This is a genomic window from Chitinophaga sp. CF118, from assembly GCF_900112615.1.
GTDB lineage: Bacteria > Bacteroidota > Bacteroidia > Chitinophagales > Chitinophagaceae > Chitinophaga.
In genome coordinates this window covers 54,726-77,963 of the sequence record NZ_FOMK01000005.1, presented here as the reverse complement: position 1 = coordinate 77,963, position 23,238 = coordinate 54,726, and the positions used below count along the sequence as shown (strand labels likewise).

The window sequence follows — 23,238 nt, the reverse complement described above, 5'->3', positions numbered from 1 at the left end:
TGGCTTTCAGTTACTTTCGTTTCGTTACACAATCTTAATTAATATTTTGTTAATAAAAAACTTTTACAACATCTTTTTTAAAAAATAAATACGACTTTAAACCGACAGCAACCATTTTAACCTGGTTATCAATATGTTAATATATTAGATAACAAACCTGAAACAATTTGTATTTTACGCTCAGTTAGCACTTTTATATGTATACGAAAGAAATAGAAATCACTTTATCACAATTAGCAAAGGAACTGTTAGGTCATTTGCAGCAAAAAGAAAGCAAAATTGCTATTGATAAAACTATGGATGACCTTAGTCGTGTAATTATTTATAACGACTGGCGCTATTATGTACAGAGTGAACCTGTACTGAGTGATTACGAATACGATCAGCTATATGCCTGGTTGAAAAAGCTGGAACTGGAACACCCGGACCTGGTAAACCCCGATTCCCCTACCCAACGTGTAGCACAGGGGCTTACCAAAGCTTTCCCTACAGTGCAGCACCTGGTGCCCATGCTAAGCCTTGAAAACTCTTATAACGCTGATGATTTGAATGATTGGGACCGGAAAGCCCGTGAACTGAGCGGCCTGGCCGATATAGAGTATTGTATAGAACCCAAATTTGATGGGGCCAGCATCTCCCTTATATATGAAGACGACCGGCTTGTAAGAGGGGCAACCCGCGGCGATGGCGTATCCGGAGAGGATATTACGGCAAACATCCGGCAGATCCGGTCCATTCCGCTAACAGCAAAATTCGCATCCCACGGCATTCATTCTATTGAAATCCGGGGGGAAGTGCTTATTAATAAGAACACTTTTAAGGCATTCAACGAACAAAGGGCGACAGAAAACCTGCCTCCTCTGGCTAATCCCCGGAATGCAGCCTCCGGTTCCCTTCGCATGGTAGATCCCAGAGAAGTAGCCAAACGCGGACTGGAAGCCTTTCTCTATCATATGAGTTATCATACGATGGAAGACGGCAAGGCAGAACCAAAAGAAATACAAACACATAGCAATACACTGGACCTCCTCTCTTCGCTTGGGTTCCGAACACCTTCTAAAGAAAAAAAGGTAGTGAAAGGTATTCAGGCAGTGATTGACTATTGCCTCAAGTTTGAACAGGAAAGAGATAACCTCCCCTATGAAATTGATGGAATGGTGATCAAAGTGAATGACTACGCGCTGCAGGACCGGCTGGGTATGACTACTCACCACCCCCGCTGGGCCATGGCTTATAAATTCAAAGCCCGGCAGGCTACCAGCAAACTGCGTAATGTAGAATTCCAGGTAGGCCGTACCGGTTCCGTTACACCGGTAGCTAAAATAGACCCTGTACCTATCGGCGGGGTTACCGTTGGTTCCATTTCACTTTTTAATGAAGATGTAATAAAAGAAAAGGATCTGAAAATAGGTGATACCGTATTGGTAGAACGTGCCGGAGATGTAATTCCATATATCGTAAAATCAATGCCAGATCTCCGGGATGGTACCGAAACAGATATCGTATTCCCGACTAATTGCCCTGTGTGTCATGATCCGCTGTTTAAACCGGAAGGTGAAAGTGTATGGCGTTGTATTAATATTAACTGCGAGGCACAGGTAGTGGAACGCATGATCCATTTTGTAAGCAAAGATGCTATGGATATCCGCAGCCTTGGAGAAAGTAACGTACGTAAGTTCTACGGACTGCAGATCATACCCGATATTCCAGGCATTTACACTATAGACTATACGAAAATAGAAACGCTGGAAGGCTTCGGGAAGAAATCACTGACTAACCTGCAAACGGCTATTGAACAATCGAAAACACAACCTTTGCACCGCCTTATCTTTGGCCTGGGCATTCGCTATGTAGGTGAAACTACTGCAAAAACACTTGCCAATGCAGTACATCATTTGCTGGATCTCAGGGAATGGACGGAAGAACAGCTCCTGGAGCTGGAAGATATCGGTCCAAAAGTAGTTGGTAGTATCCGTCAGTTTTTCAGTAATGCCGATAACATCCACATGTTACAACGGCTGGAAGAATTAGGTGTCAACTTTAAAAGCACTAAATCAGATCATCATACAAGTGGAAACCTGGAAGGACAAACTTTCCTGTTCACTGGCACACTTAATAAACTGAAACGTAGTGATGCCGAAGCCATGGTAGAACAACAGGGAGGTAAAATTCTCAGTGGGGTAAGCAGTAAGCTGAATTACCTGGTGGTAGGGGATGATGCCGGTAGTAAACTGGAAAAAGCAAAGAAGATTAATACGGTCAGGATTCTAAGTGAAGATGACTTCATTAACCTGATCCAATAAATATTATGGACGATAAATACTATATGCAGCAGGCACTTCGTGAGGCACGCAATGCATTTGATGATGGAGAGGTTCCTGTAGGTGCTGTCGTGGTGCTGAACGATAAGATCATAGGAAGGGGCAGTAACCAGGTTGAAAAGCTAAACGATTGTACAGCCCATGCAGAAATGCTGGCGCTAACAGCTGCCTTCAATTACCTGGGGAGTAAATATCTCATGGAAGCTACATTGTACGTAACACTGGAGCCCTGTTTAATGTGCGCGGGAGCACTCTACTGGAGCAAAATAGGCCGTATCGTATATGCGGCACGTGATGAGAAGAACGGCTACAAAAGGATTACGGGAGAACAATCGCCCTTTCATCCCAAAACGAAGCTGGAACAGGGCCCCTTTGAATCAGAGAGCCTGCAACTTGTAAAAACATTTTTCGAACAAAGAAGATGATGTATCATAAATAAATGAAGAGGCCTGAGAATTGCGTGAACGACTAAATATTTCTATCAGGGATCTGAAAACAGGAAATTATATGAAGGGTTTCAGAGTCGCTTAGATAATGCATCACCTCCATTAGAAATCCAACAGCGTATCAAAAATAAATAATGGGCTTGACGATCGTTTAAACAGAGCATCATCTCCATCAGGGATTGAACAAAGAAGGGGGCAATACGCCCCCTTCTTTGTTCGAAAAATGTTCTACTATATAGGCTGGCAAAGGGTTTTCGATTAATTTCAGGATTGCTTACGCGATTCTGAGTGTATTCAAAAACTTTGTAGCCGGTTCATTTATTTATTACTTTTTCTCCATTAGTTTGTTCATACCCATCATCTGGTGCATGGTATGATCCATTCCTTCTGAAGAACCATCCAGGAAGATCACATTGCCTTTGGAGTTCTCTGCAAAATGCTTGATTGCTTCCGTCCACATAGAGAAAAGTATTACGGAAGTATCCAGGTTGGCCTGCTGCATTTCTTTGGCAGCCATAGACATACCCTTTGCCACCTCTTCACGGAACAGTGCCACACCCATACCACGCAGCTGCGCGGCCTGACGTTCTGCCTCTGCTGCAATTTTGATGGCATTACCATCTGCTTCTGCGGCTTTGGTTTTGGTGATCAGTAATGCCTGGCCTTCATTCTCAGCAGCAGCTTTCAGGTTGTTGGAAGCTACTACCTGCGCCATGGATTTCATGATTACCTCATCAAAGGTGATGTCGTTCATCTGAAGATCAAGCAGATGAAAGCCCCAGTCTTCCAGGGTTTTATCTATTTGTTCCTTCACATGTTCTGTAATGTCTTTGCGAAGTCCCAGTACTTCTGCCTGACGTTTGGTTGCCACGAAACCACGGATAGAGCCTTCAATGGTACGGACCAGCGCCTGCATAAAGCTGCGTTCATCCATGAACTTGAATGCTACATTCTTAATAGTTTCTTCATCCTGGTTCCAAACAGCATACAATAACATGGCTTTGAAATACACGTTGGCCTGATCAATTGTAATTGCCTGGAATTCAAGCTCTACAGAGCGGTTTTGAATAGAAATGCGTTTGAAGATCTTTTCAATCAGAGGAATTTTGAAATTAAGACCGGGGAACAATATGCGGTTATACTTCCCGAAAACAGTCGTAACCCCAATTGTACCCTGTTGTATTGTCACAAAACTGGAAAGTATTACCAGCGCTGCAAATACAATTAGTACAGTTAAGAATACAGTACCCATAAAAAAGGAGTTTTACAGTAAATATATGGTAAAATGTGACAATATGGAAATTACGTAAACTGAAGAGGTTAATGTTGGGATAGGAAGACAAACAATGGTGAAAGCCGAGCTAAAAACACAACGAATGAAAATAAATAGCTTAGTTATATCCTTTGTTTTCTTCTGAGATAAATATAAACATCGTCCAGTTCTATTTGCTTTAACTGGTACTCCAAGTGGATTTTTAAATCTCCTGTTTCATCCTTAATCCTTTTATACTGCCCCTTTAGTATCTCATACTGCGCAATTATCTCTTCTGCTGTGGCAGCATCATTCAATTGTAGGATGCTATATGCGCTTTCCTCATTTATCATAGCAATAGGGTTAGATCCTCGTCAAATCTTTTTCCGAAAATTGTTCTTCTAACGTTCAAAAGTGTGTACAGTAATGTTTCACTAATTTAGACGACTTTCGATTTTGAACAAATACCCAAGCTTGGGTATTTTTAGCAGAAAAGCGTTAAAAACTGTTAAATTATTGGTATCCGCCCTTTCTCGCCAGCGCGATCAGCTCTGTGGTATTACGCACCTTTAATTTCAGGCGTATATTCTTCCTGTGGGTTTCAACCGTATAGCGGCTCAGGTTAAGTTTATCTGCAATTTCTTTATTGTTTATGCCCTGTACTGTCAGTTTGAGGATCTCCAATTCGCGGGGAGTCAGTTTGCTCAGCAGGTCGTCATTATGACGGCGTAACACTTCCCTCATGGCTTCTGCCAGCTGGTCGTTGGTGTCCATGGCCATGGTCAGGTCAAGGAAGGCACAGATCACTTCTTTCACCATCCCGTCGTCATCGCGGGTAAAAGGAATGGCCATACCTACCAGCCAGCACCAATCCTGTGTATCCCGTTTACGGATACGTACTACACCACCAAAAATGTTTTTATTTTCTTTAAAGGATTGCTGGGCTATCACTGCCAGATCAAAATCTTCCGGATGCATTACCCGCTGAAAAAATTCGAGCCCAAGTTTGTTCATCTCAGCCATCGTATAGCCGGTGGCGTCTTCCATCTGGCGATTACACCAGTTTATGGTTTTAACGCTGTTCTCATGAGTGTAAAGCATGGCCGGCACGTTATTGAGTATGCTTTCCAGGCGTTCCACGCGCATCTTCAATAATTCGTTTTCCTTTTGCAAGGCGCTGAGGGAATAGTTCTGGCCCATGTCTGAGTCTGTCAACATACGTTAAGTTTTATACAAACAATAGTTGAAACTAATTGGAAGAATCATCTTCGAAAATCAGCGCAGGAAATTTCTGATAATGTAACCTTTAGGTGTATACGAATCACAATGCTCTACTAAAGTTGTTATAACAGTTAACGTAAATATAAAATAAAAAAGCATATATCCAACTCTTTTGGTACGTGAATTGGGCAGAAGTACCTATATGCGTTTTGATATTTCCCATATTAGGCAGTAAATTTGAACACTCTTTCACACTCATAATATTTAAAACAATAAAACATTAAGTTATGGCATTTACACTTCCGAGCTTACCCTACGCACACGATGCACTGGAGCCACATATCGATAAACAGACAATGGAAATTCACCATGGTAAACACCATCAGGCTTATGTAGATAACCTGAACAAGGCGGTTGCCGGTACAGAGAACGAAAGTAAATCACTGGAAGAACTCGTAGCAGCTGCTGGTAAAATAAGCCCTGCTGTAAGGAACAATGGTGGTGGTCACTGGAATCACAGTTTCTTCTGGCAGATCCTCGCTCCGAATGCAGGTGGCGAACCTAAAGGAAAGCTGGCTGATGCAATCAAGAGCACTTTCGGTTCTTTTGAAGAATTCAAAGAAAAACTGAACGCTGCAGGTACTACCCGCTTCGGTTCCGGTTGGGCGTGGCTGATTGTAAAAGATGGCAAACTGGAAGTTACTTCCACTCCTAATCAGGATAACCCACTGATGGACGTTGCTGAAGTAAAAGGCACTCCTATCTTAGGCGTAGACGTTTGGGAACATGCATACTATCTGAAATATCAGAACCGTCGTCCGGAATATCTGAAAGCATTCTGGAATGTTGTTAACTGGGATGCAGTTAGCAAACATTACGAAGCCGCTATATAATCATCTTCAACACAGGCATAAAAAAAGCATTCCGTCCTTATGACGGAATGCTTTTTTTATGCCTGTAACAACGGGGTATCCTAAAGTTGTTTGATCTTTATATTTTTAAACCATGCTTCACTACCGTGGTCCTGCAAATCCAGATGTCCTTTTTTTGTTGCTCCATACCCTTTGGCATCTTTCCATTTACCAGTTTCTTTTGCTTTCTTCCATTCAGCAGAACCAATTTCATACTCTGCTGTTTTCTGTTCATTCAGCCAGTGTTCCACATGCCCTTTATTCACAATAATTTTAGCATGATTCCACTCTCCGATTGGTTTGGCAGCAGCTACTAATGGTGCAGACATCGCATAGTTTGCTCCTGTTTTCTGCCAGCCTTCAAGTTTTTCAGGGAAGTTAATATCATCTATCAACTGGTATTCAGGTCCACTCAAATAAGCTGCATCAAACTCTTCAGATGCGAGGTAAATGATTCCGCTGTTACCCTTTGGTGCCAGCTTCCAATCAAGTTCTAATTCAAAATTATCAAAGGTATCGTTAGAGGTTAGATCTGCACGTTTATCACTCTTATCTTTTTCACTACCCAGGCAATGCAGTACACCATTTTCTACTACCCAGCCGCTTGACGTTTTGCCTTTATAGATATGCCATCCATCCAGGCTTGTTCCATTGAATAACAACTTCCATCCTGCTGCTTTTTCTGCGTCCGTTAAAGTATTCGCGGTTGTATCTGAAACAATCTCCGCAGCCTCTACAGAGTCTACCTTAACATCGGTAGAATCTGCATTACTGGCTGGAGTGCTGGAGTTACCACAAGACATTGTTACAGTATTTATTACTAATAGTGCCGGAACAAATAAATTCTTCATAATGATTCTTTTTATTTAGTAATCGTTTTCAGGTTTTTTGGGTCCCATTGTATAATACGGTTCTGGAAATAGCTGTCATTACATAACAATGCAGGTGCGGCTGCACGATAACCAAACAGGGCATCTTCATGCACCTTACCGCCTGTACGCATTGCATTAAAGAGATTATAGAAGTGATCAAAGTGTGCTCCCTTATAACCTTCTTCTGCTACATACTCCAGCTTCTCCGGAGGCAGCATGTCTTTCCTTTCATATACATATTGCTTGCCACTATCTACATCCTTTTTACTCTGTAATAAAGGATCGTCAGTAGCTGCATATGCCTTGTTACGGAACAACGTTACTTTATCCCATTCTACCGTCATCGACCCTTCGCTACCCACCATACGCAGGTAGTTGGTGCCTCCGGTACCATCCACAAAATTCACACGCAGGGATAAATTAAAAGCAGGATGTATTTCATTCTCCGGATAGTCAAACATTCCCAACATGATATCAGGTACTTCACGCCCGTCTTTCCAATAACGCAATCCGCCAGTAGCCATCACCTTTTCAGGACCGATAGAACCTGTTACAAAATGCAGGCTGGAGAACAGATGTACAAAAAGATCCCCGGATACACCGGTACCATAATCTTTGTAATTACGCCAGCGGAAAAAACGCAACGGATCAAATGCACGCTTGGGTGCATTCTTCAGGTATGCATCCCAGTCAACAGTTTGTGTAGATGCGTCTACAGGAATAGGATACTGCCACGCTCCAAATGGTGACATCCGTGCCCAGAAACCTTCTGCATAATTCAACTTGCCGATAGCTCCATCTTTCAGTAACTGCCTTGCCTTCTCATTCCCCAGGGAACTCATCCCCTGACTGCCCACCTGGTAAATCACCTTACTGTTTTTTTGCTGGGCTTCCACCACTGCCGGGCCTTCCGTAATATCATGTACCATCGGCTTCTCACAGTATACAGATTTACCTTTGTTCATGGCTGCCACTGAAATGTCTTTATGCCAGAAATCCGGTGTTGCGATGATTACCGCATCAATATCTTTCCGGTCAAGAATTTCCCGGTAATCGCGGGTGGTATAAATATCATTGCCCCACTTTTTCTTCGCATCTGCCAGCCGGCCGTCGTACAGATCACAGGCTGCTATCAGCTTTACGCCAGGTACAGTAATAGCGGTGTTGGCATCGGATGTTCCCATCCCTCCTGCCCCTATCAGCGCTATCTGGATCTGGTCATTGGCACTATATTTTTCTTTCACACGTGATAGTAAACTACGTTGCTTATCTGCTGCTGTAAGAATATTGGGCAACAAAGAGGCTCCTACTACTCCTTTGGCTAATTTCGTAATAAATCCCCTGCGGGAGTTCCGGTTAGAATTTTCGGGCATGATTTCTCTATTTAGGTTTACAATAACGTGTTGATGAGACTGAGAACTTTAATTTATAATTAAAATGCGGGAAATCATAATTTAAATAATAGTGAGTCTATATGTCCAGGGTATGAAGCAATTATAAACTCACCCCGAACACTCTCCGAAAACACTGGTAATTTGTACAAGTCTGGAATAACTATACTCTTTGTGACATAAAATGAGAGACCATTACATTCTGGCAAAAACATCATGCAAACCATTTCGTAAATAAACTGATTTACAACTATTTGTAACATACTTTCAAAAAAATAAAGCTGCAGTTCATAATGAACTACAGCTTTATTATCATGCATATCTTAGGGGTGAAAATTATTTCAGTAATTGCTGATAACGTTCGGGTTGATGTAATACAGCTACTGCTTCATTCACTTCATTATCTGTGGCGAGGGACTTTTCTATACGTCCTTTCTGCAGATAATAACGATTCACAATTTCTTCCTCAATCAGATGTTTGATCTCAGTTTTATTCTTCAGAAGATCCTGCTTCTTATCATGTTTCATTTTCTGTTGCAGTGCTTCAAATTCCTTTGCTACCGCATCGTAATATTTCTCTTTCCTTGCAGTGTTCTGAAAGCTTTCCAGTGCTTCTTCACTCCTGGTTTTGTAACTATAATTCCTTCCATCCAGGAAGTGCATAAAATCAGTAAAATCATCTTCACTCAAAGTAAAGTTACCTGCAGGAGCAATACTGGGATGTTGATAATAATATTGGGTAGCATAATCAAAGATGTATAGCTTACGAATAAGGGTGATCGCTACCTGGCTCAGCAAAGTAGGATCAACTGTATCATCGGGTTCTATTCCTCCACCATCTCTTACTTTGCGGCCTGCAAATGTGTTGAAGGACCGGCGCATCGAATCTGGTACTGCTTCTACTTCACCTTCGTCATTCCTGTGAGAATAATCAATAGCCTGAATACAGCGGCCGCTTGGCGTATAATATTTAGCTGTAGTCACTTTCAGTTTCGCATTATATGGCAATGGGCGGGTGGTTTGTACCAGCCCTTTACCAAAAGAACGCTGCCCTACAATCACACCACGGTCCAGGTCCTGTACGGCACCGGCCACGATTTCAGATGCAGAAGCAGAGGAACGGTTAGTGAGTACTACCAGTGGAACCTTCGCATCTATGGCCGGCTCTTCTGTTTTATAATCCCTGTCCCAATTCTTTACCTTTCCTTTTGTGCTTACAATGAGTTTGTTCTTATCTACAAAGATGTTAGCTACCAGCACTGCTTCATCCAGCAGGCCTCCGGGATTGCCACGCAGATCCAGAATCATACCTTTCATACCAGGATGATCTTTTTTCAGCCCTTCAAAAGCTTTTTGTACTGCCTCCGCACTATTTTCGGTGAACTGCGTCATTCTTATATAACCGATATCATTTCCTGTCATTCCTGCATAACTCACAGGACGTACATTAATTTCTTCCCTTACTATCTTCTTAGCGGTTTCTTCTCCGGTTACAGGGTTCCTTATCACCATATCCAAAGCTGTACCAGGTACGCCTTTTAACAGATGACTGATCTCATCCTGCTCCATTCCGTCTGCCTTTTTGCCGTCCAGAGATACAATAATATCTCCCGGGCGGGCACCGGCTTTATGCATGGGGCTGCCTTCATAAATGTCTGTGATAACGGTACGACCGCTGTCTGTATTTACAGAAACCCCCACTCCACCATATTTACCTGTTGCCATGAACTTCAGTTCATCCAGATTTTCTTCCGGGATAAAGTCCGTATAGGGATCTGTTTCTTCCAGCATGGCATCTATGCCTTTATGCATCAGCTTTTCCGGTGGCAGATCATCTACATAGTAAGTATTCAGCTCCCGGTAAAAGGCTGCGAAAATATCCAGGTTCTTCGCTATCTCAAAATATTTGTCCTTGTCACTATAGGCTTTGATACCTGTTACAGCTACTGTTAAGAGTAACAATAACAGCACAATCCTCCCTTTTCTTTGAAAAAATGCACGCATAGGTAAAAGTTGAGTTAAGCGCTTTTTAGCTAGTGTAAGCTACAAGATCTTTGAGAAACTGAAAAGTTAAAAAAGGGGGATTTTAAGGGGATCTGGTTTCCCAAAGGGAGGATAGAAGTAATGGACGAACCCGCTTTTACACGATTCATTTTAAGGAACCGGATCGTGCCCATGTCCACCCCAGGGGTGGCAGGAAAGAATCCTTTTGATGGTGAGGTAGCCTCCTTTAAATAACCCATATTTTTTAAGCGCTTCTACTCCATATTGAGAGCAGGTGGGGGTATATCGGCACTTGTTACCCAGCAGCGGGGAAAGCCCCCACTGGTAGATCCTGATAAGGAAGATGAAAGGGTAACTGAAAATCTTCATATTGAGTAATACTTGTTTATGGAGGTTCCAACGGTTTATAAAGCACTGCCGGGCGCCTCCAGTTTAAGCACTTCTTTTTCGAGCTTTTTCAAAATTACCGAAATTTTATCTTGCAGGGTGGCGAAGGGAGCTATCTTCTTATCTGTATAAATGAAGAATACGGCCAGCTGGCAGGAGTGTTGGGCCAGGTGGTCATAAAAGGACTGCTTTTGCAGGCGCCAGCATTCGCGGGTAAGGCGCTTTACACGGTTACGGTCTACTGCATGGGGAAACCGTTTGGTAGAAACAGTAAATCCTGCCTGTGCGGGATATTTACTGCCAGCCTGGTTTACCCGCATATAAAGTACACGGTATGGAAAAACAGAAAACGCTTTTCCTTCCCGAAAAAGCGTTTCAATGAGTTTTCTGCTTTTTAACCTTTCTTCTGTGTTAAAAGAATAAGTTTTTATGGCAAGTCTGATTTATCAACCCAATAGCGATACAATTCCATCTATCAAGATCCAGCCTCAAAGCCTGCCAGCACCGGGGCTATGCAGTAACGGGGCTGTTCTTATTTCAGCTTCCGCTCGTCAGAAACTGTTAATTTCTTACGTCCTTTAGCTCTACGGGAAGCTAATACTTTACGGCCGTTAGCAGTTTCCATTCTCTTTCTAAAACCATGAACGCTCTTTCTGCGTCTGTTGTGCGGTTGAAAAGTACGTTTCATTTTAATATTTTATTTTTACCTGTACTATACTAAACACTTTCCCGTTTTGCGGAAGCCTGTTTTTAAAACGGAAGGCAAAGGTATGGAAAAATCTGAAAAAGCAAAGGGTAATTTAAAAAAATTGCCCCGGGGCTTTTCCCGGGGCATCTTAAATATAATTATTTGCGGGATTTCCGGATTGTCAGATATCCGACTTCATCTTTATGATGCCAGCCAGATCGTCCCTGCAATGGGATTATCTTACTATTTGATACCCAGTTTGGTCTTCACCAATGGAGCCAGGTCATCAGCTGCAGGAGATACTAACAGTACGCCAGCAGAGCTGTCCAGTACATAAGCGTATCCTTTTTCCTTAGCTACATCTTCGATTGCTTTACGGGCTTTATCGTAGATTGGTTTCAGGATTTCCTGACGTTTAGCTTCGATCTTCTGCTGAGCAGATTCCTGGTAGTCCTGGATGTTTTTCTGTGCAGTCTGGATCTCTTTACCCTTGATTTCTTTCATATTTTCGGTCATACTGGCCGCTGCTCCGTCAAATTCCTTCAGTTTCTTCTGATACTCATCAATCAACCCTTTACCATCTTTATCCAGTTCTTCTGCGTAAGCCTGCAGAGATTTCTGCGCTGTTTGTGCTTCAGGCATTGTTTCTATCAGTGCCTGTGCATTAATATGTCCTACTTTGGACTGTGCCATTGCATTTACGCTGAACAATCCTGAAACTGTCACAAAAGCGATAATTACATACTTCTTCATGGTGTTGTCTGTGTTTAAAAAAATTTTAATACTAAAACTAAGATTTAAAATGGTATAAAGGTCTATTTCTTAACGCCCAGCGAACGTAATATATCATCGCTTTTATCCAGCTTGGGATCTGCAAAGATAACTGTCACTCCTCCTGATTTATCAAGTACAAAGTCATACATACGGGCGGCTGCCAGCTTCTGTACGGCATTGTATACTTTATCCTGTATTGGCTTGATTAACTCCTCACGCTTTTTAAACAGATCGCCTTCATACCCGAAACGCTTTTTCTGCAGATCTTTTGCTTCTTTTTCCTTTGCTATGATCTCTTCCTCCCGTTTATGCTTCAATTCATCTGTCAGCATCACCTGCTCTGCCTGATAAGATTTATACATCTTATCGATTTCCAGGAACTTAGCATCAATTTCCTTCTGCCACTGTTCTGCTATAGCATCCAGTTTTCCCTGTGCATCTTTATAATCAGGTACATTATCCAGAATATACTTGGTATCTATTACACAATAACGCTGTGCGTTGGCCGCAAAGGCCGAACAAAGAACAACAGCTAATATGAGACATAATTTTTTCATAATTCTCTGAGTTTAAATTATACTGCCAAACTTGAAAAACATTCGAATTTGCAATATATAATTTAAAATTAATTCTATCATTATTCTGGTTCAAAGCCCAGCATAAAGGTGAATTTAGCTGCATCCTTCAGCCCGCTGCCTTGTTTAAGACGGTCAAACCCGATACCATAGTCAAATCCAAGCAATCCAAACATAGGCAGGTAAAAACGCATACCCAAACCTGCTGAACGACGTAACCTGAACGGATTGTAATCCTGTACATCCCTGTAACCGTTAGCTGCTTCCAGGAATGCCAGACCGAAAATCGTAGAACTTGGATTCAGACTGAATGGATAACGTAACTCCATGATATACTTGTTGAAAATCGTGAAGCCCTGGTATCCAACCGGCTGACTGTTTTCTACGTTATTCTTGGGATCGGAAGTATAATATACCGGATAGCCTCTCTGGGAAATGATATCACGGTCATAGATCGCAAAGTTACTCAGACCATCACCTCCCAACTCAAAACGTCCAAACGGAGATAAGGTAGTACGATTATCATAACGGCCAATGTAACCAAATTTAGCAGCTACCTTCAATACAAACGTTTTATTGTCTGCTCCGCGAGGACGGCTCAATGGTACATACCATTCTGCATTAAAGCGGTATTTCTGATATTCTATAAAATTAAACTGGGTAGCTACTGATTCCAGTTTATAATCCTTACTTGGATTAAATACGGAATAAGGAGGTGTGAACTGTCCGGACAATAAGAAGTTCGAACCATTTCTTGGGAAGATCTGCTGATCTACTGAAGAACGGGAAAGTGTCAGTTTCAGATTCAGGTTATTGGAAGTACCGTTTGCAAAACCAATATTGAAGTAATCGTAGTTCTTCAGTTTGTACTGCTGATAGTTCACAGAGTAAATAAGGGTGAAATAGTCATCAGGCCATTTCAACTGCTTACCCAGGGAAACGGAAGCTCCCAATACTTTGAAATATGCATTGGAAGAACTGGCAGTACCATATAACTGAGCATAAGCATACGGGTTCTGGTAACTGTTATAGAAACTTACAGAGAACTGGTTTCTTTTTTTACCACCCAGCCACGGCTCAGTGAAAGAGAAGTTATAAGAACGGTATGCTTTACCATTGGAAGATACACGAACAGATAATTTCTGACCGTCTCCACTTGGTAATGGATCCCAGGTTTTCTTATTAAATATATTACGGAGCGAGAAGTTATTAAATGTTACCCCCAGGGTACCGGTTAAACCGATATAACCACCCCAACCGGCAGACAGTTCCAACTGGTCGTTCGCTTTTTCTTCTACTGTATAATCAATATCCACTGTACCATCCTGAACGTTAGGCACCGGGTTCATACCAATCTTCTCCGGGTTAAAGAAACCCAGATTGGCAATTTCACGGTTAGAACGAATCAGATCCGTACGGCTGAATTTTTCACCAGGTAATGTACGCAGCTCACGACGGATTACGTGTTCATTGGTTTTTTCATTTCCGGCAATACGTACTTCTTTAATAGTAGCCTGCGGTCCTTCAGAAATCCTCACCTCATAATCGATGGTATCTCCACGGATCCCGATTTCTACAGGGTCTGCACGGAAAAACAGGTAACCATAATCCATGTACAAACCACCTACGTCGCCACCTTCTGAAGACAGTAAACGTTTCTGTAGAATTTCCTGATTGTATACATCTCCCTTTTTGATTCCCAGTACACGACTAAGCAGGGAATCTGTATAACGGCTATTACCTTTCCAGGTAATATTACCAAAGTAGTATTTCTTACCCTCACTGATCTGCATACTTACATTCACACCACCATTGCGGGAATTGTAAGTAGTATCTCTTACCAGCACAGCATCACGGAAACCCTGTGTATTATAATAAGAGATCACCTTTTCTTTATCTTCTATATACTTGCCTTCATTGAACTTGGCAGATGTAAATAGTTTAAAACGGAAGTAAGGATCCAGTGCTTCTGCGGTACGGGAAGGATACAGGAAGCCAAAAGTAGACCAGTAATTAACCGGCTGGTCAAGAGAATCTACATACACCGGTTCTGAATCCGGGTAAATAGTAAAACGGGTACGTTCTTTTGTACCCTTCATTTTCTTCTTGATCTTCGAATCCCCGATACTCTGATTACCTACAATGTAGATATCATTCACTTTTACCTTGCCTCCTTTAGAGATAGTAAATACCACGTCAGCAGCATTTACCTGTGAGGTATCAGATCTTTCAGTGATTTTCACTGTTGCATTGCGATATCCCTTATCAGCATAATATTTGGTGATGATACTGGTAGCATTCTGTTTTAAACCTTCAGTTACTACAGTACCCTTACGCAGGGACGCTTTTTTGATCAGTTCTTCTGTTTCAGATTTTTTAACCCCTCTGAAAATGAAGTTGTTAAGACGTGGACGTTCTATCAGGTCTATTTCCAACCAGATTTTACCATCTTCTATCTTAAGTACATAAATGGCCACGTTTGCAAATAAATGCTGCCCCCAGAGTGCCTGGATAGCTTTTGCAAACTGATCTCCACCGGGGTATACCACCTTATCGCCTACATTCAGGCCAGATAGAGATATAAGCAATGATTTATCGAGGTACTGTGTACCTGACACCGTAATATCAGCTATTTCATACTGCTGCGGTTGTGCATTTCCCAATGGTAAATTCAGTCCCACCGGTTGGTCTGCTGCAGGTATCGTATCCCGCTCCTGCGCGGATACACGAATGCCGGCACTGCAACATAATACTATGGCCAGTAGGCTCTTAGGAAATAATTTCTTCATTCTGCTGTATTTGATCGCTTGTTTTACCAAAGCGCCGTTCTCTGGTCTGGTAGTTTAATATTGCTTCGTAAAGGTGTTCTTTGCGGAAATCCGGCCAGCGGGTATCTGTAAAGTATAGCTCCGCATAAGCCAACTGGTATAGTAAAAAGTTACTGATTCTGCATTCGCCGCTTGTTCTGATCATTAATTCAGGATCAGGCTGGGTAGTTGTACACAGGTATTTTTGCCACATCTCCGGCGTTACCGCCTCTGGTTCCAGCTTCCCGTCTTTCACATCCTGTGCAATGTTTTTTGCGGCATTCACTATTTCCCACCTGGCACTATAGCTGAGTGCCATTACCAGGTTCAGCCCTGTATTCTGACTGGTTAAGGCCATAGCCTCTTCCATCTCAGTTTTACATTGCCCGGGTAACATGTTCATGTCTCCGATTACATGCAATCTGATATTATTTTTTGATAACGTAGCAACTTCATTGCGGATAGTGTTCACCAGCAGCTCCATTATTCCGTTAACCTCATAAACAGGACGATCCCAGTTTTCTGTTGAAAATGCGTACAGTGTGAGATACTCTATACCCAATTCTGCACAAGCTTCCGTAATATTCCGGACACTTTCTACCCCCTCATGATGACCGAAAAGCCGGTCCTGGCCACGTTCTTTAGCCCAACGGCCATTCCCATCCATAATGATGGCAATATGTCGCGGTAACCGTTGTAAGTCTAATTTATCCTTCAAACTCATGTGTATCTGCGGCAAATTATATGTATCGAACCGATTTAAGTAAAAGTGTGCAAAGATACAAAAATAGATATATGGCTTTCCCTGCAAAGGGCGAAGGGGGGTTTTAACGTAGTTTTAACAGCGAAATCCTTTACTGTGGGCAGTTTCCTCCAAAAATAAAGTTTTATTTTTTTGATAAAATAGGCCAATTGCCCATAATATCCTGCCAACAGGCATCTATTACCTGCGAATCTAGAATTTACATCTGTAAGTAGTAAATAAAATGCTGATTGTGAGCTCAACGGTGGCAAACTGGTCCTTATCTCTGCTGTTACCCCGCTGGCGTCCCTGTGTTCCTATTGGGGTGCCGGTAGCATATGAACGATCCTGTAAAAGATAAGCTGCTGTGTTAGTGCCATTTGTATTTGGGGGAAATAAAGCAGACCCGGCATAAGTGGTGCTTACATCATCCAGGTAATCTGTATTTGTGAACCGGTATAATACCTCCAGTCCTACATTTACCTTCCTTGATAAATTATATTTGAATCCGCCTCCCACTAAATACGCAGTAGATACCAGGCTGTAAGGTTTCCGGGATGGGAACATGGCAGTGCCCTGTCCTTCAGTGCCTAATGGTTGTAAACTATATTTCTTACCATTCAGGTATGCGTAGGGGTTAAAGTAAAAGAGAGAAGCCCCTCCCGTAAAATATGGTGTAAACCGGTAACCCAGAGAACCTGGTTCAAACCGGAAGAAGTTAAAGTCGCCCTGAAGTCCCAGTTCCCATACATTGGTATTGAAACTCAGGTTACGCCGCCGCTGGAAGTCATTCTTATTATAAACATCAGAATAACCCAATTGCATAAAACGGCCATGAACCCTCACCCCTATATAATCATTCATGTATTTGCGGTAAAAGATCCCGATGGCCGGCTTGGCGGCATTAATAGCTCCACGGGTGTTAAGATCCCCAAAGTAATGTGCAGCTCCTACCGAAATACCTAATTCACCGGTATACGATAGCTCATTCTGAGCAAAAGCAGGCATCAGGAATAGGGATCCTACTGCGATGAGGCCAGAAGTGATAATTCGTTTGGAGTAAAAGAAAGCTTTGCCCATAAATCCGTTCTGCTTAAACGCGATGATTCCTTTAAACGCAATAATACCCGCTTTTGGTATTAAATAAAGTAATCAAATGTAATATTTTTTTCTAATATGCTAATTTTCAAATGTGCAGATGGCATTCCGCAATGCATTTCTTTTTGTCTCATTGGCAGGGATTTTCTAAAGAAGCATCCTATTTCAGCGTATTTCTTGCATCTACCCCCCATAACAACTTGTTCCGCAAGGTATGCAGAAAATTGCTATCATCGAGACGTAACAGGCTCAGACTGAAGCTTTCCTTTTTAATGGCCAGTTGTACCGTATTGTCAATTGTCTCCATCCTGGAATCCAGCGTGCATAAAAACTGGTCACTACGGCCTTCCACTTCGAATGAGATAATATTGTTATTAGGGACTATAATTGGTCGTACATTCAGATTATGAGGGGCTACCGGCGTAATAACAAAACTGCCGGCTTCCGGAAATACCACAGGCCCGCCACAACTAAGAGAATATCCGGTAGATCCGGTAGGGGTAGCAACAATCAGCCCATCTGCCCAGTAAGTATTCAGGAATTCCCCGTTCAGGTAAGTATGGATCTTAACCATTGCAGAAGTATCCTTCTTGTGAATAGTAAAGTCATTCAGCGCATAAGGCACTTCTCCAAACAGCCCTACATTGGAGTCCAGATGCAACAGGGAACGTTTATCTACTATATAAGTACGCTGTTTCAGTGCCTGCACAGCGGCATAAATTGCCCCTTTCCCTATACTGGCAAGGAACCCCAGTCGTCCGAAATTAATACCCAGCACCGGAATGTTCTTATCTCTTACATAACATACAGTATCCAGCAGTGTACCATCACCACCCAGGCTTACCAGAATATCCGCCTTACCATGCAGATCTTCTGCATGTGCAAAAGTACCTGGTACCTTCCCAAATTGGATATTCGGTTCCAGCGCTTGCCAGAACGGTTCATATACAATAGTGTCAATCTCCTCCCGTTGCAATTCATCCAGCAACAGTTGAATAATTGGTAAATCCTCTTTAACAAAACCCCGGCTATATATGGCAATTTGCATAATCTCTCGTTAACTCAGCTACATGTCTAATTTAGTGTGTAAAAATAGCCCTTTTTGCCCTAACTGGTTTATACTATACTCTATTCTCAGGCAGGAATCATAAAAGGAAACTATGTCGAAGCCTATACCTCCAGTATATAAAATACGATTGTTGAGCAATCCATAACGATACCGCTGACTATAAGCATACCCGGCATCCCCATAGATCTTGGCCATAACCCGGAATGGAAGCGCACTGAATTTCTTAGGCACAAGTGGCAGCTTCATCCTGAAATTCAGCATCTCTCTCCGTAAAGTAGATTTTACAATAAAATAACTGGTGCCATCCACTACATTATATTCCAATCCCCTCAGATAATCGTCCTGATAACCAATTGCTTTCTGATCTACATAGGGCTGATTGGCCGGGAACTTTACCTGCGACCTTAATCCCAGTGCTCCGTATGTTTTATAGAATAATTGCCAGTATCTGGCTACCCTTAGCCGTAATCGCACATGATCAATATCACTCAGTCCGCCTAATCCCATTTTCTCTGCCTCTGCCTGCAACATAATACCTTTTAAGGGATAAGTCCAACTGTCTGCCCGGGTATAACTTATCCGGTAAAGCAGGTTCAGATAGTGAACCATAGTTCGTCCTCCTCCAAAATAATTGGGATTATAGATTGCAACGGAATCATTAACCTTTTCATAATTATATGTAAGGAATACCTGGTGCCGTGTATTGATTGCCTTGCGGTAGCTGTAACTGACGCCCATAGTGTATACCCGGCGGATAAACTCATCCTGCCGGTAGAAGTGCTGCTTATTTTCAGCGGTACTGTCGTTGATTTCACGATTCCGGCTAAAAGAAAAGATAAAGCCTATCCCATGCCGGAAAGATTTATCAACATATGGCAAATCATAGGAAAGTGCCACCCGTTGGGTATAGCCGTACTGCAACTCGGCCCTTACTTCGTCATTACGCCCGGTGAGATTATCCTGGAACAACCGTACACCCACGTTTACCCTGTCCAGGCTACGCCCCTGTTCTACCCACCACTGGTTAAAATTACGATCTGCCAGTTTAAAGATGGGGATTGGAAAGGTGTACCATCGCTCCCATACCTCGAATACAATGTCTGCATTATTATCCTGCCAGTTCTTTACGTTTACGGTAATATTCAGGAATAGGGAAGTATTTAACAGCTGTTTGCGTTTTTGTTCCAGGGTCTCTGCCAGATGACGGAGGTGGATGGTATCGCCGGGAGCAAGTCCCAGTTCACGCAGAATCACATTGGTCCTTGTTTTTTTATTCCCCAGGATCACCACATTCCTTACTATAATATAAGCAGTATCCGACACGGAAGAAATTCCCGCCGGTGGTGACTGGCGGGCAAATCCCTTACAAAAGAAAAGGGTGTATATGATGCAGAAGAGAAAGATTTGCTTTATAAGTCCCGTTTTATAAGCCATATGGGGCATTAAAATAACAAAAAAAGCTTAATGCAAAACGCGTATGGCGTACTGCATTAAGCTTTTTCGTTTATCTTTTATTGTTACATGCTGATGTAATTCATCAGCAGATCATAATTCTTTTTAACCAGGTCTTCCTCCTGTTCTTCTGTAACAGTGTATTTGATAGCGTAGTTGAAACGTTCAAAAGTAGCCAGCAATCCCTGTAACTCCTGTCTGTTTGTTTTCAGTAATACTTCCAGTCTGCCGGAAACCGGGTTAGTGATAGTATTTACGCTAAGCAATGTTACATCATTCGACTCCGCAATACGCGCAATTTCACTCAGGCTGTAATCCCTTGGATCCATATCCAGAGCCAGGATACCACCATGCTCTTTCACTCCATTATACTGTCCCAGTACACCCAGCAAGTTATCTTTTGTGAGCACTCCCAGGTATTCGTTCTCCTGAGTGATTACCGGAAGGGCAGATAATTTGAGAGTATTGAATAGTTTCAGCGCCTCATAAAAATGTGCATTCTCCATAATAGCTGGTTTAGAGCCATTATATTCCATATTCTCCAGGTGAATCTCAGCGTCGTCCAGGTCCATAATATCATCTTCTTCCACTAATGCCAGGTACTTATTTTCGAGTACCATAGGTAATTGGGTAAGATGATATTCGTTCATAAGGCGCAACGCTCTTGATCCTGAATCCAGTGGATGCAGAATAGGAACTACTGTTGATATGAGATCACGTGCGAGCATTTTTGATTGCGCTATTGTTATACAATAATAGGAAAAGTATCGCGAACAGTCAATTGAGAATTATGAATGGACATGCCGTTGTACTTATATACGTAACGTTAGGAATTAGTGGTTTGTTACATATAGGTACGGGCAGTAGTATAATAAATGCCAGACTGATCGATGGATTATCCCTATCTGCGGGCTATCACTATTTTTTCAGTTTATCCATGAAGGCATGCAGGATCTTATTAAACTCTTCTGGTTGTTCCATCATAGGAGCATGTCCACACTTATCAATGAAATGCAGTTCAGAATTAGGAATAAGTTTCTTAAACTCTTCACCTACCATTGGAGGAGTAACAGTATCATTCAATCCCCATACTAACAGGGTAGGTATGGTAATGTCCCTTAGTTCCTCTCCCAGGTTATGCCTGATAGCAGATTTAGCTAAGGTGATGATCTTGATAACTTTTAAACGGTTAGTAGTAATCTCAAACACTTCATCTACCAGTTCTTTGGTAGCCATTGCAGGATCATAAAAAGTAAGCTCGGTCTTTTTACGGATATAGTCATAATCTCCTCTTTTAGGATAAGTTTCTCCCATACCGTTTTCAAACAATCCGGAACTACCTGTTAATGTAAGAGACTTTACCGGTGCTTCAGGATGTTTTAGCAGGTATACCATTCCCACATGGCCACCCAATGAGTTGCCAAGTAAATGTATGTTGGTATATCCCTGAGACTCAATAAACTTGTGTACGTATTTGGCCAGGCCGGATACGGAAGTATCCAGGATATTCAGGTCAAACAATGGCAACATAGGTACCACTACCTTATTAAACTGACGAAAGTACTCTATCAATCCTCCAAAATTACTCAATGCACCAAATAATCCATGCAGTAATACTAACGGCTCCCCCTCTCCTTCCTCTACGTACTTAAACTTTCCCTGTGTTTTAATTTCGTAAACCATTGCCAAAGCTTGAAAGTCAATTTTGCGCTAAAATAATTCTTTTTCTTAATTCAAATAATCTTTGAATCTAGCTAAATAGCTTGCATTTCCTTTGCTGCATTATCAAAAAAGGATTGCAAACCGGCAAACATATCCTTAAAAATTGGAATTATTTTGCCTAAGCCATTCATCACGGCAGGCCCCAGGTGCTCTATGTAGGGATATACTACGGATTGCATCTTGGTTTCCGGGCTCAACCAATATAGTTGATTGGCGATCCACAATAGGACGCTATATGCAATGATAAATATAGCACTATATAATATAATTCCGCCTAATTTGTTTAACCAGCCCATCATAGCCAGCTCTACCAATGTTTGCACAAGTGTAGCCCCCAGCCTTACCAGCAGAACAACTCCTACAAAAAGACCAATAAAACAAATTACCGGTAACCAACGGGTATGAATCTGCCAGTGCTGTTGTGCATACAATACTGCGACTGTGGTAAGTTTTAATGCAGCTGCCATCCCTAAAGTAACTGCTACAAAAGAAAATACAGCTACAATAAGACCACGGCTGTATCCTTTATAGATAGCAAAGACCAGGATAATGGCAAAAACAATGTCGATTCCCATAGATATAAAAAAATTCTCTGCCTCTTTGCTTTACCAGTACTCTTTATGCTCTATTTGGCCAGCAGCTCTTTTACCACTGCAGAAATAGCTTTTCCATCAGCTTTACCTGCCAGTTGTTTGGAAGCTACGCCCATCACTTTACCCATATCAGCTGGAGAACTGGCTCCGGTAGATGCAATAATGGCGGTAATAGCTGTTCTTAATTCGCTTTCATCCATCTGCTTAGGCAGATACCTTTCTATTACTTCCAGTTCTTCCTCTTCTTTCTTTGCAAGGTCTTCCCTGTTCTGCTGACGGAAAATATCCAGAGAGTCTTTTCTTTGTTTAGCCAGCTTTTGGAGCAACTTGCTTTCATCTGCCTCTGTTAATTCTGCACCACCACCTTCTGATGTTTTAACAATCAGTATGGCTGCTTTAATAGCACGCAGTGCACGCAAATCTGCTTCGCTTTTTGCAAGCATAGCAGTTTTGATAGCTGCGTTAATATTCAGTTCTAATGACATAAGTGGTTGTTTTTCTTTCAATGTCTGTGAAGACTATTTTTGTTCTTCTTTCTGCTTTTCTTCAAATTTCTTGTAGAAATCTTTTGCAAAAGCACGCAGATCATCAGCCTGATCTTTGTATGGTGTAGCCCGCTGGTAAGTGTCTGCCATGGTCATCATCGTCTGGTAAAAGAAATCAGCCATTTCATCCACCATCATCTGTTTTGTCCACAGATCTATACGCAATGCAGTTTTATCAGCACCATCCCAGAAAGAGATCAGCATAGCCTTTGCCTGCTGGTAACGATCAGCTTCCGAACTGTCTGTTGCACGCCATTCTATCTTCTCCGGTACCCGGTCGTTGTCCAGTCCTACCTGGACCTGTATGGTAGATAATTTTGCCATAAATGTTGTTCCGATATTTTTGAAAACGCAAAGTTAGTATTAAT

Annotated in this window: 24 protein-coding genes; 3 read left to right on the top strand and 21 right to left on the bottom strand. The window is 42.1% G+C overall.

Translation table 11 applies throughout. The features are described 5' to 3' along the window. Positions 1–197: 197 nt before the first annotated feature. A complete protein-coding gene (ligA, locus tag BM176_RS20545; protein WP_090106216.1) occupies positions 198–2,303 on the top strand; it encodes an NAD-dependent DNA ligase LigA in 2,106 nt (701 codons plus the stop codon). 5 nt (positions 2,304–2,308) lie between these two features. Further along, positions 2,309–2,746: a nucleoside deaminase gene (locus tag BM176_RS20540; RefSeq protein WP_090106215.1), complete on the top strand. Its 438-nt coding sequence runs from the start codon at positions 2,309–2,311 to the stop codon at positions 2,744–2,746. 346 nt (positions 2,747–3,092) lie between these two features. Here the strand turns inward: BM176_RS20540 and BM176_RS20535 are convergent, their stop codons facing one another. The 3 genes from BM176_RS20535 to BM176_RS32775 all read right to left on the bottom strand — a co-directional run bounded on the left by BM176_RS20535 (position 3,093) and on the right by BM176_RS32775 (position 5,237). Next, entirely contained in the window at positions 3,093–4,019 is a 927-nt protein-coding gene (locus BM176_RS20535) for an SPFH domain-containing protein (protein ID WP_090106214.1), read from the bottom strand. A gap of 143 nt (positions 4,020–4,162) precedes the next feature. Further along, the gene (locus BM176_RS20530) at positions 4,163–4,372 is read right to left on the bottom strand and encodes a hypothetical protein (protein WP_090106213.1); all 210 of its coding nucleotides are present in this window, start codon (positions 4,370–4,372) and stop codon (positions 4,163–4,165) included. A 160-nt stretch (positions 4,373–4,532) separates the two neighbouring features. Continuing rightward, positions 4,533–5,237, bottom strand: coding sequence for a LuxR C-terminal-related transcriptional regulator (locus BM176_RS32775; protein WP_090106212.1), 705 nt, complete (start codon positions 5,235–5,237; stop codon positions 4,533–4,535). A 290-nt stretch (positions 5,238–5,527) separates the two neighbouring features. Here BM176_RS32775 and BM176_RS20520 point away from each other — a divergent pair, with 290 nt between their 5' ends. Beyond that, positions 5,528–6,133, top strand: coding sequence for a superoxide dismutase (locus tag BM176_RS20520; protein WP_090106211.1), 606 nt, complete (start codon positions 5,528–5,530; stop codon positions 6,131–6,133). A gap of 80 nt (positions 6,134–6,213) precedes the next feature. Here the strand turns inward: BM176_RS20520 and BM176_RS20515 are convergent, their stop codons facing one another. The 18 genes from BM176_RS20515 to gldC form a co-directional block, all read right to left on the bottom strand. After that, on the bottom strand, positions 6,214–7,002 hold the full coding sequence (locus BM176_RS20515; protein ID WP_090106210.1) for a 3-keto-disaccharide hydrolase: 789 nt from the start codon (positions 7,000–7,002) through the stop codon (positions 6,214–6,216). A gap of 11 nt (positions 7,003–7,013) precedes the next feature. Further along, a complete protein-coding gene (locus BM176_RS20510) occupies positions 7,014–8,396 on the bottom strand; it encodes a Gfo/Idh/MocA family protein (RefSeq protein WP_090106209.1) in 1,383 nt (460 codons plus the stop codon). Positions 8,397–8,750: 354 nt separating this feature from the next. Next, positions 8,751–10,418 carry a S41 family peptidase gene (locus BM176_RS20500; RefSeq protein ID WP_090106207.1) on the bottom strand — a complete coding sequence of 556 codons (1,668 nt, stop codon included), beginning with the start codon at positions 10,416–10,418 and terminating at the stop codon, positions 8,751–8,753. A gap of 150 nt (positions 10,419–10,568) precedes the next feature. Then, complete coding sequence (gene yidD, locus BM176_RS20495) at positions 10,569–10,787, bottom strand: membrane protein insertion efficiency factor YidD (protein WP_090106206.1); 219 nt, start codon at positions 10,785–10,787, stop codon at positions 10,569–10,571. 35 nt (positions 10,788–10,822) lie between these two features. Further along, complete coding sequence (locus tag BM176_RS20490) at positions 10,823–11,236, bottom strand: ribonuclease P protein component (protein ID WP_255373571.1); 414 nt, start codon at positions 11,234–11,236, stop codon at positions 10,823–10,825. A gap of 101 nt (positions 11,237–11,337) precedes the next feature. Then, positions 11,338–11,493, bottom strand: coding sequence for a 50S ribosomal protein L34 (gene rpmH / locus BM176_RS20485; RefSeq protein WP_012788729.1), 156 nt, complete (start codon positions 11,491–11,493; stop codon positions 11,338–11,340). Positions 11,494–11,736: 243 nt separating this feature from the next. Continuing rightward, on the bottom strand, positions 11,737–12,246 hold the full coding sequence (locus BM176_RS20480) for an OmpH/Skp family outer membrane protein (RefSeq protein ID WP_090106204.1): 510 nt from the start codon (positions 12,244–12,246) through the stop codon (positions 11,737–11,739). Positions 12,247–12,308: 62 nt separating this feature from the next. After that, positions 12,309–12,824 carry an OmpH/Skp family outer membrane protein gene (locus BM176_RS20475; protein ID WP_090106203.1) on the bottom strand — a complete coding sequence of 172 codons (516 nt, stop codon included), beginning with the start codon at positions 12,822–12,824 and terminating at the stop codon, positions 12,309–12,311. 80 nt (positions 12,825–12,904) lie between these two features. Continuing rightward, positions 12,905–15,631 (bottom strand): BamA/OMP85 family outer membrane protein, encoded by a 2,727-nt coding sequence (locus tag BM176_RS20470; RefSeq protein WP_090106202.1) that lies wholly within the window; start codon positions 15,629–15,631, stop codon positions 12,905–12,907. Then, on the bottom strand, positions 15,612–16,373 hold the full coding sequence (locus tag BM176_RS20465; protein WP_090106201.1) for an isoprenyl transferase: 762 nt from the start codon (positions 16,371–16,373) through the stop codon (positions 15,612–15,614). The genes BM176_RS20470 and BM176_RS20465 overlap by 20 nt, the downstream gene beginning before the upstream one ends. Before the next feature lie 231 nt (positions 16,374–16,604). Then, positions 16,605–17,471 (bottom strand): type IX secretion system protein PorG, encoded by an 867-nt coding sequence (locus tag BM176_RS20460; protein WP_090106200.1) that lies wholly within the window; start codon positions 17,469–17,471, stop codon positions 16,605–16,607. 178 nt (positions 17,472–17,649) lie between these two features. Continuing rightward, positions 17,650–18,537, bottom strand: a complete 888-nt coding sequence (locus tag BM176_RS20455) for an NAD kinase (RefSeq protein ID WP_090106199.1) — start codon at positions 18,535–18,537, stop codon at positions 17,650–17,652. An 18-nt stretch (positions 18,538–18,555) separates the two neighbouring features. Next, on the bottom strand, positions 18,556–19,992 hold the full coding sequence (locus BM176_RS20450) for a BamA/TamA family outer membrane protein (protein ID WP_177230468.1): 1,437 nt from the start codon (positions 19,990–19,992) through the stop codon (positions 18,556–18,558). An 83-nt stretch (positions 19,993–20,075) separates the two neighbouring features. Further along, positions 20,076–20,738, bottom strand: coding sequence for a CBS domain-containing protein (locus BM176_RS20445; protein ID WP_090106197.1), 663 nt, complete (start codon positions 20,736–20,738; stop codon positions 20,076–20,078). A 190-nt stretch (positions 20,739–20,928) separates the two neighbouring features. Beyond that, entirely contained in the window at positions 20,929–21,693 is a 765-nt protein-coding gene (locus tag BM176_RS20440; protein ID WP_090106196.1) for an alpha/beta fold hydrolase, read from the bottom strand. A 71-nt stretch (positions 21,694–21,764) separates the two neighbouring features. Continuing rightward, the gene (locus BM176_RS20435; protein WP_090106195.1) at positions 21,765–22,307 is read right to left on the bottom strand and encodes a CvpA family protein; all 543 of its coding nucleotides are present in this window, start codon (positions 22,305–22,307) and stop codon (positions 21,765–21,767) included. A gap of 50 nt (positions 22,308–22,357) precedes the next feature. After that, positions 22,358–22,810, bottom strand: a complete 453-nt coding sequence (locus BM176_RS20430; RefSeq protein WP_090106194.1) for a GatB/YqeY domain-containing protein — start codon at positions 22,808–22,810, stop codon at positions 22,358–22,360. A 33-nt stretch (positions 22,811–22,843) separates the two neighbouring features. Continuing rightward, positions 22,844–23,194, bottom strand: coding sequence for a gliding motility protein GldC (gene gldC, locus BM176_RS20425; RefSeq protein ID WP_090106193.1), 351 nt, complete (start codon positions 23,192–23,194; stop codon positions 22,844–22,846). Positions 23,195–23,238 lie beyond the last annotated feature (44 nt).

What these genes read in the sequence shown, in the direction of transcription:
- ligA (WP_090106216.1), top strand. Translation starts at nt 198, where the DNA reads ATGTATACGAAAGAAATAGAAATCACTTTATCACAATTAGCAAAGGAA.
- BM176_RS20540 (WP_090106215.1), top strand. Translation starts at nt 2,309, where the DNA reads ATGGACGATAAATACTATATGCAGCAGGCACTTCGTGAGGCACGCAAT.
- BM176_RS20535 (WP_090106214.1), bottom strand. Translation starts at nt 4,019, where the DNA reads ATGGGTACTGTATTCTTAACTGTACTAATTGTATTTGCAGCGCTGGTA.
- BM176_RS20530 (WP_090106213.1), bottom strand. Translation starts at nt 4,372, where the DNA reads ATGATAAATGAGGAAAGCGCATATAGCATCCTACAATTGAATGATGCT.
- BM176_RS32775 (WP_090106212.1), bottom strand. Translation starts at nt 5,237, where the DNA reads ATGTTGACAGACTCAGACATGGGCCAGAACTATTCCCTCAGCGCCTTG.
- BM176_RS20520 (WP_090106211.1), top strand. Translation starts at nt 5,528, where the DNA reads ATGGCATTTACACTTCCGAGCTTACCCTACGCACACGATGCACTGGAG.
- BM176_RS20515 (WP_090106210.1), bottom strand. Translation starts at nt 7,002, where the DNA reads ATGAAGAATTTATTTGTTCCGGCACTATTAGTAATAAATACTGTAACA.
- BM176_RS20510 (WP_090106209.1), bottom strand. Translation starts at nt 8,396, where the DNA reads ATGCCCGAAAATTCTAACCGGAACTCCCGCAGGGGATTTATTACGAAA.
- BM176_RS20500 (WP_090106207.1), bottom strand. Translation starts at nt 10,418, where the DNA reads ATGCGTGCATTTTTTCAAAGAAAAGGGAGGATTGTGCTGTTATTGTTA.
- yidD (WP_090106206.1), bottom strand. Translation starts at nt 10,787, where the DNA reads ATGAAGATTTTCAGTTACCCTTTCATCTTCCTTATCAGGATCTACCAG.
- rpmH (WP_012788729.1), bottom strand. Translation starts at nt 11,493, where the DNA reads ATGAAACGTACTTTTCAACCGCACAACAGACGCAGAAAGAGCGTTCAT.
- BM176_RS20480 (WP_090106204.1), bottom strand. Translation starts at nt 12,246, where the DNA reads ATGAAGAAGTATGTAATTATCGCTTTTGTGACAGTTTCAGGATTGTTC.
- BM176_RS20475 (WP_090106203.1), bottom strand. Translation starts at nt 12,824, where the DNA reads ATGAAAAAATTATGTCTCATATTAGCTGTTGTTCTTTGTTCGGCCTTT.
- BM176_RS20470 (WP_090106202.1), bottom strand. Translation starts at nt 15,631, where the DNA reads ATGAAGAAATTATTTCCTAAGAGCCTACTGGCCATAGTATTATGTTGC.
- BM176_RS20465 (WP_090106201.1), bottom strand. Translation starts at nt 16,373, where the DNA reads ATGAGTTTGAAGGATAAATTAGACTTACAACGGTTACCGCGACATATT.
- BM176_RS20460 (WP_090106200.1), bottom strand. Translation starts at nt 17,471, where the DNA reads ATGGGCAAAGCTTTCTTTTACTCCAAACGAATTATCACTTCTGGCCTC.
- BM176_RS20455 (WP_090106199.1), bottom strand. Translation starts at nt 18,537, where the DNA reads ATGCAAATTGCCATATATAGCCGGGGTTTTGTTAAAGAGGATTTACCA.
- BM176_RS20450 (WP_177230468.1), bottom strand. Translation starts at nt 19,992, where the DNA reads ATGGCTTATAAAACGGGACTTATAAAGCAAATCTTTCTCTTCTGCATC.
- BM176_RS20445 (WP_090106197.1), bottom strand. Translation starts at nt 20,738, where the DNA reads ATGCTCGCACGTGATCTCATATCAACAGTAGTTCCTATTCTGCATCCA.
- BM176_RS20440 (WP_090106196.1), bottom strand. Translation starts at nt 21,693, where the DNA reads ATGGTTTACGAAATTAAAACACAGGGAAAGTTTAAGTACGTAGAGGAA.
- BM176_RS20435 (WP_090106195.1), bottom strand. Translation starts at nt 22,307, where the DNA reads ATGGGAATCGACATTGTTTTTGCCATTATCCTGGTCTTTGCTATCTAT.
- BM176_RS20430 (WP_090106194.1), bottom strand. Translation starts at nt 22,810, where the DNA reads ATGTCATTAGAACTGAATATTAACGCAGCTATCAAAACTGCTATGCTT.
- gldC (WP_090106193.1), bottom strand. Translation starts at nt 23,194, where the DNA reads ATGGCAAAATTATCTACCATACAGGTCCAGGTAGGACTGGACAACGAC.